This is a genomic window from Mycobacterium sp., assembly GCF_019247615.1.
GTDB lineage: Bacteria > Actinomycetota > Actinomycetes > Mycobacteriales > Mycobacteriaceae > Mycobacterium.
The window spans coordinates 1-10077 of sequence record NZ_JAFBAT010000207.1 but is presented as its reverse complement, the minus strand read 5'-3'; the positions used below and the strand labels follow the sequence as shown (position 1 = coordinate 10077).

The following is a 10077-nucleotide window of genomic DNA, read 5'->3' as shown; positions in this document are numbered from 1 at the left end:
GGTGCTCGCCGAGGTGCCGTTTGAATCAAGTCGTGGCTTTGCCGCCGCGATAGGCACGTTGAGCGCGGAACCGTCGTCGCCAATCCTGATGCTCAAGGGCGCTCCCGAGGTGGTTTTGCCGCGTTGTCGGTTCGCCGATCCGGACGCAGACCGCGAGCATGCGGAATCCCTGGTGCACAGCCTGGCCGAAGAAGGCTTGCGTGTACTCGCCGTGGCGCGGCGCCGCTGGGACAACGGGACCAGCGACGATGAGGAAACCGACGCCGACGCCGTCGACGCGGCCGCCCAGGACCTCGAGTTGCTCGGTTATGTGGGTTTGGCGGACACCGCACGGCCCTCGGCGCGCCCCCTGATCGAGGCGCTGGTGGACGCCGACCGCAACGTCGTGCTGATTACCGGCGATCACCCCATCACCGCACGGGCGATCGCCCGCCAGTTGGGTATGCCATCCGATGCTCGGGTGGTGACCGGCGCGGAACTGGCCGGCCTCGACGAGGACGCATGCGCCCAGCTCGCCGCCGACGTCCAGGTTTTTGCCCGCGTCAGCCCGGAACAGAAGGTACAGATTGTGGCCGCGCTGCAGCGCTGCGGTCGAGTGACCGCGATGGTCGGCGACGGGGCCAACGACGCCGCCGCCATTCGGATGGCCGACGTGGGCATCGGGGTGAGTGGCCGTGGTTCGTCGGCAGCGCGCGGTGCCGCCGACATCGTGCTGACCGACGACGATTTGGGCGTGCTGCTCGACGCGCTGGTCGAGGGCCGCAGCATGTGGTCGGGCGTTCGCGATGCGGTCACGATCCTGGTGGGCGGCAATGTGGGCGAAGTGCTGTTCACCATCATCGGAACCGCTTTCGGGACCGGGCGCGCGCCGGTGGGCACCCGCCAGCTGCTGTTGGTGAACCTGCTCACCGATATGTTCCCCGCACTTGCGGTGGCGGTCACTTCGCAATACGTCGAGCCCGACGAAGCCGCGTACGAAACCGATGAAGAGGCGGAGGCGGCGCGGCGCGAACACCAACGCGCGGTGCTGACCGGGCCTAAGCCCTCCCTCGACGCTCCGCTGATGCGCCAGATCGTCACCCGAGGTGCCGTCACAGCGGCCGGTGCGACGGCCGCCTGGGCCATCGGACGGTGGACGCCGGGCAGCGAACGCCGCACCGCGACAATGGGATTGACCGCCTTGGTGACGACGCAGCTGGCGCAAACCCTGCTCACGCGTCGACACAGTCCGCTCGTGGTGGCGACCGCGCTGGGCAGCGCCGGTGTGCTGGTGGGCATCGTCCAGACGCCTGTTGTCAGCCAGTTCTTCGGGTGCACGCCGTTGGGGCCGGTCGCGTGGACGGGGGTATTGGGTGCTACCGGGGGAGCCACCGCGATCTCGGCACTGGCGCCCAATTGGCTCGCCAAGAGGGTCGCCGCCCTGGAAGCCGACACGGCCAAGCCGGTAAGCGCACCTACGTTCCCTAGGTGATTCATTAATCGGGTGACGCCCCGCGCGGTGTGATTCGTGACGAGGGCGTCAGGTCAAAAGTTCCTTGCGCACCACCTTGCCCGCGGGATTGCGCGGAATGCTGGCGACGACGTGAATGTCTCGGGGCTGTTCGAAGCGAGAAACCTTGCGCTTCAGGTACTCTCGTAGGCCGGGCTCGTCGATCGCGCTCTGCGGCTGCAGCACGACGAAGGCGGCCAGTCGATGGCCGAAGCGCTCGTCCGGAACACCGATGACGGCATTCTCGGCAACGTCGGGGTGTTCGGCGAGCGCGTTCTCGACCGCACGCGGATAGACGTTCTCGCCGCCGGAGATGATCATGTCGTCTTCTCGGCCGATGATGAAGAGCCGGCCCACGTTGTCCAGGTACCCCATGTCCCCGGTGCTGGTCATGTTGTCGATGACCGTCTTGGCTTCGACGGCCGGGGCGCCCGTATAACCCTCGCTGGTCAATTCGCCCCCGACGAATATGCGCCCGGTGACACGGGGACCGACGGGCCTGCCGCTTTTGTCGATGATGCGCACCGGGCAGCCGGCGACCGGCTTCCCGACGGTCTCCGGCGCGTCGCGCAGGTCGGCCGGCGTCGCCAGCGCCCCGATACCGACCTCGGTGGAACCGTAGCCGTTGTAAAGGATGTCGCCGTAGGCATCCATGAACCGCTGGCCGAGACTGGGATCGAGCCGGTCTCCGCTCGATATCACCACGCGCAAGTACGGCACCGGGTTTCGCGCCCGCACGCGCTGGGGCAAGTCAAGGATGCGAGCGAGCACCACCGGCACCGCCGTGAACGCGTCGGCGCGATGCAGCGATGCCTGCGCGAGCGCCGCCTCGGCGTCGAAGTGGCGGTTTGTCAGCACCGTGCCGCCGAGGGCGAGCGTGAGCGTCAGCATGCCAAGCCCCAGCCCGTGAAACATCGGCATCGCCACCGAAACCCGCGACCCCGTACGCAACCGAGTGCGATCAAGGATCGTCACCCACACTCCCACCGCCGAACGCAGCTGCGGGGTGCGCGGCACGCCCTTGGGCTTGCCGGTGGTGCCCGATGTCAGCAGAACGATTCGGCCGGGCGCGCCCACCGAGGGCCGCGCGGGTTGTGAGTCGGGGTCCTGTGCGGTGACCGTCGCTGGGTCGATGACGACGACCGATGCCTCCCCATTCTGGGCGCCCCGCAGCCTTTCGCTGAATTCTTCGTCGGCGACCAGCGCCGTGATTCGATGTGCGCTGATCGCGGAAGCCAGCGCGTCGGCGCGGAAATCGGTATTTACCAGCACCACGTCGGCACCCACCAGGGCCGCGGCGAAAAATCCCTTGAGGAAGCCCCGTCCGTTGCGGCACATGACCCCAACGGCTTGACCGGGTCCAATGCCTTGGGCGGCCAACTGGAGTGCGAGGCATTCGGTCTCCGACCGCAAGTCGCGGTAGCCCAGCGCGCCGTCGTCATCGATTATTGCCGCCCGGTTTGGCCATCGAGCCGCCGCGATTGCCAACAGGGTGTAGGGATTCGTGCCGCTTCGGCGCGCCTCGGTGATAAGCCGAACCCCGGCCGCCGGAGAGGGCGGACTCAGCAGTCCCGAACGCAGCATGGCCCGGGCTGCCGTGGCAATCACCCCGTCGGACGTTAAGGGCATCAACGCTGGGCCTCGCCGGCTTCGGTGTTGGCGAAGAAGCGGCGATGCCACAGCCGTGCTGCGCGCTCGGCGGGCCCGGCCAGCAGCACGGAAGCCACCTCGGCCGGCCACACCCAGGGCGGCTCGATGGTGCGGGGCCGTTCGATGATCGCCTTGGCGATGGTGTCGGCGGCTTCGTCCGGCGACATGCCTGGAAGCTGGCCGAGGATTGGTGTGGGCGCGATCATCCTCGTGCGCACCAGCGCGAAGTAAACCGACGTGACGTCCACACCATCAATGTGCAGTTCGGGCGCCACACTGCGCAGCCAGCGATCGAAAGCTCCCTTGGAGGCCTGGTAGGCGCCCCATTGCGGGCCGGGTACGACGCGCACCCCGACGCTCGACACGTTCACGATGTGCCCGCCCCCGTGCTCGCGCATCGCGGGTAACAGCCCCAGCAGCAGCCAGATCGGCCCGAGGTAGTTGATGTCGATGGTGCGCTGAAAGTCGTGCGGGCGGTCGTATTGGTGATGCAGCGAGCGGCGCAAGGACTTGCCGGCGTTGCTGACAACAATGTCGACCGGACCGTGGCTCTCGGTGACCTCCTTCGTCAGCGCATTGATGGCGGCTTCGTCCGTGAGATCGGTCGGGTAGGCGACAGCGCGGCCCCCGCCGGCGTTGATCGCCGCCGCGAGGTCGTCGAGCCTGTCGGCTGACCGAGCGACAACCAGCACAGTGGCGCCCGCCGCGGCCATCCTGCGCGCCGTCGCTTCGCCGATTCCATAGGACGCACCCGTCACCAGCACGGTCTTACCGGACACGACGCGGCGCAGTTTGTCGGGATCCGACACCCGCGCGGGATTGGCCAACCGGCTCGTGGCCGCTTCCAGCGCCCCGTTAAAGGCCTGCGCAATCGCGTTCATATCCCCTGCCGCATCCACTTTCGAACCGCGGATCGAGTCTGTGGCTCTGTGCTCGCCGTGCGCCTCGACTCGGCTACAGCTAGGAGATCACATCGGGCTGCGGGTCGGCGCTCCGGCCTCGGATTGCGGGGGCTTAGCAGGCACCGGATTCTTGCCGGAAAAAATCGCGGTTAGGCCTGGTTTAGGCCGACGTATCCTTGGGCACCTCATGCGGCATGATCGCACGTCAGTTCCCTCAATCCCCTCACTTACCTGTCGCTCGTTTACTTGCCTCCGCGGTGGTCGCGGCGTCGGGCGTTGGTGCCTCGGTCCTCGTGGCTGCCATCCCCTCGGCGTCCGCCCAACCTTGCCCGGACGTTCAGGTGGTCTTCGCCCGCGGCACCGATGAACCGCCCGGTGTCGGCGCGACCGGACAGGCGTTCATCGACGACCTGCGTTCGCGCGTGGGCGCTCGGTCGCTCGACGTGTATCCGGTGACCTATCCGGCCACCCACGAGTGGAGCACCGGCGTCGACGGCATCAGGGATGCCGGCGCGCATGTCGTTTCGATGGCACACGATTGCCCCAACACGAAGATGGTGCTCAGCGGCTATTCGCAAGGCGCGGCGGTGATGGGCTTCGTCACCTCCGCCTCGGTTCCGGACGGAATCGATCCGGCGTCGGTCCCCAAACCCCTGGACCCCGAGGTGGCCAACCACGTCTCGTCGGTCGTGCTCTTCGCGACGCCGAGCGACAAGGCGATGAACTTCCTCGGTGAGCCGCCAGTCGTCATCGGCCCCCTTTATCAGCCCAAGACGATCAAGGTATGCGCGCCGGAGGACCCGATCTGTTCCGAGGGCATGAATTTTGCCGCGCACGACACGTACGCGACCAACGGCGCAATGATCGACAAGGGCGCCGCGTTTGCGGCCAGTCGCCTTGGCGCAGGTTCCGGCGGACCACCGACCGTCGTCGCATCCCCGGCCGGAGGGTTTGGAAGCTAGCCGCTACTCCCTGACGAAGCCCTTGTTGCGCATCAACACGTCCGCCAGGAATCCGTCGTGCGGGATGTTGGGCGCCGCATAAAAGGTCGGGCGGCCGCAGTAGACGTTGGTGATCGTCGGTTCCGCGATCAGGCTGTCGATGAGCTGCTCGTCGCCGGTGACGGCGGCGACGACCAGCGAATGCCGCAGCGGTGCCACGCCCGCGTCGCGTGACCACGACGACACCCACGCGCAGGGAAACGGCAACTCGACGTTGAGCGGGTCATCGCGGCCGCCGGCGCCCGGCTCGTCCATCACGTGCAGGGCCGGACGCAGCGCGGCGTAGCCGTCGCCGAGTGGGAAGACCACCTGATCGGCGCCGAGCAGCGGCGTCGTTCCCGCGGCCTTGACAGCCAGATAGCTCGCCAGCGCGCGAGCCTTCTCAAGCGGCTGCGTGGGCAGGGTCGCGCGCTCGTCTTCGGTGGGCAACGGCGCGATGGCCGTCAACCGCTCGGCAATCGCATGTGCCAGCGGCGTGGGGTCGCCCTCGTAGAGCACCGCGGTGGCGTTGACGCACGCCATACCACCGAGGTTGGCGATCGAGTCGACGACGAGATCGACATGGTCACGCCAGTCCCGGTCGGCGGTGATCAGGATCTTGGCCCGGCCGGGCCCGTTGACGACCACCTTGGGATCGTTCGCGTACTTGTCCACCACGTCTTGACCGCCGTACACCAGGGCGAGATCGGCAGAGCGGATGATCTCGTCGGCGCCGCCATGGTCGGTGGGCAGATAGACGGCGTCTTCCGGGCGAAAACCCGCCTGGCGCAAGGCGTTAACCAGTCGATGTGCTGTCAGGGGCTCCCGGCGCGACGGGCGCACGGCCACCCGGTATCCCAGCGCGAGCGCCTGAGGCCACAGACCGTGCACGCCTGGGCCGTTTCCGGCGGCGTGCACGGCGAACACGTCCCCACGCCGTGCCCACACCGCACCGCCGGTGCGGGTCCGTTGCTCGCGCCAGTCGAGCGCGGTGCCCGTCGGCCGCGCCGGCAACACCGCATCGAAGGCCGTCGCGACGGCACTGGCCACCTCCCGTGCCCCGGCGCGGGTAACCGCGATTGGCAGTCCCGAAATACGGCTGGCCAGACGAACATACGACTCGAAGTCCAGACCGTCGATGACCGCGGAGGCGAAGACGTCGGCGGCGCGGGCCAGCGCCTCCTCCCGCTGTGCCGTCGACAGCGGCCGGACCCCGCGCTGTGCGGCAATTGCTCGCGAAACATACAACGGGGGAACGATACTCAGCTCGGCAACCGCGACGCCGGCACTGCTCATAATGACTTCGCGGTTGCGGGTACGGTACTCGCCGCCCGGTCCGAGCGCATCGATATGAACCAAATCGGTTGTGGTACAGCCTTGCTCGGGTTCCATGTTCAATACACGCCCTCGACGACGGCCTCTCCTTCGAAGGTGGTCACCGGCCGCACCTGGCTGACGGAATCGCTGAGTTGTCCCGCAGGCCCGGGCATCCGGACCGCCAGATCGCGCTCCAGGTTGTTCGGTATGAACATTCCTTTGCTGACGTGGTTCATGACCACCTGGCCCTGCTGCCCGTACGGAACTTGTTCCCGGGTATCGGGATCGACCACCCAGAACACGACGTAGGGCGTCCTCGGGTCGAAGACGAACGTGCCGTCATCGGTGGTTCGCGTCACCGCTTGGGAAAGCACCATCGTGCTGCCGAAGGCCACGGTGATGGTGGCTTTCGGAAAGATCTCGCGCAGCAGGTCGAGCGTGTCTGCGTCCACGTGTGCCCCGCTGAGCAACAGGTAGCGGACCTTGTCGTTCAGCAGGTCCACCACGCGGTCGTTTCGGGCGAGGGCCTCCAGCAGCGGCGGCGTGGTGTGCAGGTTGGCGACGTTCTGCGTCCGCAGCACGAAGACGGCCTGCTCGATGACGTGCTCGACGTAGGCGGCCACCTCGTCGCCGGCGTTGCGCGCCGCGACCTTCTTCACCCAGCGCGGGTCGATGTCGACCGCGTGGAAGATCGCGCCCAGCCGCTCACTGACCAATCGGGAAAAGTAGCCGACGCCATGCGGACCGCTCGGCATCAGGCACAGGAAGCCCCGGCCGGGCACGAAGCCGCCGCCGGCGAAGTCCTCGGTCTGCCATTCGACGACCTGGGCTATCCAATCCGGCAGCTGCGCAGTGCGTTTCGGGGCGCCCGTGGTGCCGCCGGATTCGAATATCTGCGGCACCGGCGGGGTCGAACCGTAGCCCCGCGGGATGAGATCCTCCACCGGCACATCGCGCAATTCGTTGACCAGATTGGGAAACCGGCGCAGATCCGCGAAGGCTTTGACGTCGGTCACCGGGTCGAAGTCCAGCTTCCTCGCCGCTCGCAGCCAGAACGGGGATCCGGTGTCCTCCCCGAAGTGCCAGCACATCGCGGCGCGCAGATAAGCCTCGGGGTCCGCGATCGGAACCGTCCTGGGCACGTCCAACACCGAAAAATCGACCGGGAAATCAGCACTGGCCACGCCACCGATCCTGTCACAGCAACCGCCCGCCGAGGTGACTCGACCGTCGTCGGCAGACCGTGGTTGAACGCAGCCTGACCAGCTGACAAACTCTTTGTGGTCCCGCGGTTTTCGGCAGCCGATCAGCGCGTCGGAGCCCGACCGACGTGTGCCGCGATCGCTTCGTTGAGGGCAGGGTAGATCTCGTCGTACACGCCGTCGCGCTCGGCGAACCGGAACGGCCTGACACGCTCCACGATGATCTCGTCGGCGTCGGGTTGCGTCCGTAACAGGCTCATCGTCTCGGCGATGTACTCGTCCAGCGGCATCGCCCTGGGGTCGCTGGCGTCGAACCCCCGCCCGCGCTGCAACCCCGTTTGCACGTGTGGTGGGACGATTTCTATCACCTGGACCGCCGTCTGGCGGAGCTGATAACGCAGCGACTGGGTGTACGAATGCAGCGCCGCCTTGGTGGCGCAGTACGTCGGGGTGAGCGCGCTGGGCACAAATGCCAGGCCCGACGATACGTTGACGATCGCCGCGCGGGGCTTCTTCACCAGCGACGGCAGCAGGGCCGCGGTGAGCCGGATCGGGCCGAGCAGATTGATCGCGACCGTCAGCTCGGCCGTGCCGGGTCCTCCTGAGGTGAGGTCTTCCATCCGCTGGATGCCGGCGTTGTTGACGACGACATTGATTGCCGGATAGCGGTCTGTGAGCTCCGTGGCGAAGCGCCTGATGTCGGCGGGATCGCTTTGATCCAGCGACATCATCTGCATGCCCGGATTGGCCTCGACGACTGACTCCAGCTGCGCACGGCGCCGGCCCGCGATGATCACCCGATTGCCGAGCATGTTCAATGCCTCCGCCAAGCCGCGCCCGATCCCGGTCCCGCCTCCGGTTACCAGGACCGTATTCTCCGTCAGCTGCATCGCCGCCCCTCCTTCGGAATTCAGCACGCTTGCGCCGCATCTGGCGGCGAACTCGAAGCGTACGACAACGATGATCGGCTACCACAAGGTTTCACCGCGGATTGATTGCACATATGCGCCGGCCTGGCGCAGAGTCGGACGGCAGGGCGCCGGGCACGCCGGCCGCAACGCAGCAGACACGAGGAGACGAATGCGTTACATCGCCTTGGAGGAAGCGTTTTCCATTCCGGAGCTAGCCGACCTGCAACCGGCCCACGAACAACTGATGCGGCTGCTGAAGCCCGAGTTCAGCGAGCGCTACGAACGCCGGCTACCCGATTTCACCGAATACCGGCTGGCGGAGATGGACGACGCCGGCATCGACATCCAGGTCCTGTCCCTGACGTCACCGGGCCTGCAGGTCGACATCGACGCCGAGCGGTCGTGCGAGCAGGCACGGTTCGCCAACGACTACCTGGCGAAAGTCATTGACGGGCACCCAGATCGCTTCCGGGGATTCGCCGCGCTGCCGCTCCAAGACCCCGCCGCCGCCGCGCGTGAGTTGGAGCGCGCGGTCACCCAGGACGGGCTGTGCGGGGCGCTGGTCAACGATTGCATCAGCGGGCCGGGCGGACGCTATTTGGATGCGCCCGAGTATGACGAGCTGTGGTCGGCGGTGGAATCCCTTGCCGTGCCGCTGTATTTGCACCCCGGAGCGCCGCCGGCCGATCGCTGGCGCGTCATCGACGGCCGCCCGGAGCTGTTCGGCGCGACCTGGAGCTGGGCGGCCGAGGTCAGCGGTCACGCCCTGCGGCTGCTGTTCGGCGGCGTGTTCGACCGGCACCCCGGGACGACGCTGATCCTGGGGCACATGGGCGAGTTCCTGCCGTTCCAGCGCAGCCGGTTGGACGCCCGCTACGCGACCCTGGAATTAGAGGCGACGACGGCTCCGCTGAAGCGGCCGCCCTCGGCGTACCTGGGCACCAACGTCGTCTTCACCAACAGCGGGGTGTTCTCGCCGGCGGTCATGTTGGGAGCGGTCCTCGAGGTCGGCGCGGACGCCATGATGTTCTCCGTCGACTATCCGTACGAGTCGTCGCTCGAGGCGGTCAAGGGATTCGAGCAAACGACACTGCCCGCTGCCGACCGGGAGAAGATCGCGCACGGCAACGCCGAACGGCTGCTGCGCATCTAGGCCGCGGCATCCCCAGCGCAGGTAGATCAACGGCAGGGCTAGCCGGTTGATCAACGGGTTCAGCGCGCGCATCGCGGCGGCGAACCGCTGGAAACGCCTCTCCTTGATGGCATCCCATTCGAGCCCGCAGACCTCGCGCATCTGCGGCGGCAGGGTGCCCAGCCGGTGCCGTACAGCACGGTCTTGTGCGGGACGAACCGGTCGAGCATCTCGTCCCAATAGTCGAGGAACTCGTCGTAGGTCTGTGGCTGACCGTCCGCGACTACGCCGCCCGTTACCCGGTACCGATCATCGGCCGTTAGCGAGTCTTGCGCGTCGGCGTCTCGGGAAGTTGTCGGGAACCTGCACTAGCCTGTATGCGTGGCCGGGCTTTCCGCAGCTCCGCGGACTCGCTACGCCAGTTGTGGCGAGGTCGATATCGCCTACCAGGTCTTCGGCGAGGGCCCGGTCGACTTGCTCCTCCTACCGGGGCC

General features: G+C 67.2%; 9 protein-coding genes and 1 pseudogene. 4 read left to right on the top strand and 6 right to left on the bottom strand.

Annotated elements, in window-relative coordinates; genetic code table 11:
- Positions 1–1471 (top strand): cation-translocating P-type ATPase (locus tag JO059_RS14490; RefSeq protein ID WP_293319828.1); only part of this gene is annotated, 1471 nt, incomplete at its 5' end.
- Positions 1472–1519: 48 nt separating this feature from the next.
- On the opposite strand, the gene JO059_RS14485 is transcribed toward JO059_RS14490, so the two are convergent.
- Together JO059_RS14485 and JO059_RS14480 are read right to left on the bottom strand one after the other, a co-directional pair.
- Positions 1520–3118 (bottom strand): AMP-binding protein, encoded by a 1599-nt coding sequence (locus JO059_RS14485; protein ID WP_293319826.1) that lies wholly within the window; start codon positions 3116–3118, stop codon positions 1520–1522.
- Entirely contained in the window at positions 3118–4020 is a 903-nt protein-coding gene (locus JO059_RS14480) for an SDR family NAD(P)-dependent oxidoreductase (RefSeq protein ID WP_293319824.1), read from the bottom strand. Before JO059_RS14480 ends, JO059_RS14485 begins: the two co-directional genes overlap by 1 nt.
- Positions 4021–4235: 215 nt before the next feature.
- On the opposite strand from JO059_RS14480, the gene JO059_RS14475 reads away from it, so the two are divergent.
- Positions 4236–5003, top strand: a complete 768-nt coding sequence (locus JO059_RS14475; RefSeq protein WP_293319822.1) for a cutinase family protein — start codon at positions 4236–4238, stop codon at positions 5001–5003.
- Positions 5004–5006: 3 nt separating this feature from the next.
- On the opposite strand, the gene JO059_RS14470 is transcribed toward JO059_RS14475, so the two are convergent.
- The 3 genes from JO059_RS14470 to JO059_RS14460 form a co-directional block, all read right to left on the bottom strand.
- The gene (locus tag JO059_RS14470) at positions 5007–6380 is read right to left on the bottom strand and encodes an aldehyde dehydrogenase family protein (RefSeq protein ID WP_293319821.1); all 1374 of its coding nucleotides are present in this window, start codon (positions 6378–6380) and stop codon (positions 5007–5009) included.
- A gap of 35 nt (positions 6381–6415) precedes the next feature.
- On the bottom strand, positions 6416–7522 hold the full coding sequence (locus JO059_RS14465) for a phenazine antibiotic biosynthesis protein (RefSeq protein WP_293319820.1): 1107 nt from the start codon (positions 7520–7522) through the stop codon (positions 6416–6418).
- A gap of 122 nt (positions 7523–7644) precedes the next feature.
- Positions 7645–8430, bottom strand: coding sequence for an SDR family NAD(P)-dependent oxidoreductase (locus JO059_RS14460; protein ID WP_293319819.1), 786 nt, complete (start codon positions 8428–8430; stop codon positions 7645–7647).
- Between the two features lie 190 nt (positions 8431–8620).
- Here JO059_RS14460 and JO059_RS14455 point away from each other — a divergent pair, with 190 nt between their 5' ends.
- Complete coding sequence (locus tag JO059_RS14455; protein WP_293319818.1) at positions 8621–9604, top strand: amidohydrolase family protein; 984 nt, start codon at positions 8621–8623, stop codon at positions 9602–9604.
- 123 nt (positions 9605–9727) lie between these two features.
- Here JO059_RS14455 and JO059_RS22960 read toward each other — a convergent pair.
- A pseudogene (locus JO059_RS22960) lies at positions 9728–9823 on the bottom strand (hypothetical protein); the annotation flags it as partial.
- Between the two features lie 141 nt (positions 9824–9964).
- Between JO059_RS22960 and JO059_RS14445 the strand changes: the two are divergent.
- On the top strand, positions 9965–10077 hold a 113-nt coding region (locus tag JO059_RS14445; protein WP_293319830.1), incomplete at its 3' end, for a hypothetical protein.

Coding starts and splice junctions, on each gene's coding strand:
- JO059_RS14485 (WP_293319826.1), bottom strand. CDS start 3,118: ATGCCCTTAACGTCCGACGGGGTGATTGCCACGGCAGCCCGGGCCATG.
- JO059_RS14480 (WP_293319824.1), bottom strand. CDS start 4,020: ATGAACGCGATTGCGCAGGCCTTTAACGGGGCGCTGGAAGCGGCCACG.
- JO059_RS14475 (WP_293319822.1), top strand. CDS start 4,236: ATGATCGCACGTCAGTTCCCTCAATCCCCTCACTTACCTGTCGCTCGT.
- JO059_RS14460 (WP_293319819.1), bottom strand. CDS start 8,430: ATGCAGCTGACGGAGAATACGGTCCTGGTAACCGGAGGCGGGACCGGG.
- JO059_RS14455 (WP_293319818.1), top strand. CDS start 8,621: ATGCGTTACATCGCCTTGGAGGAAGCGTTTTCCATTCCGGAGCTAGCC.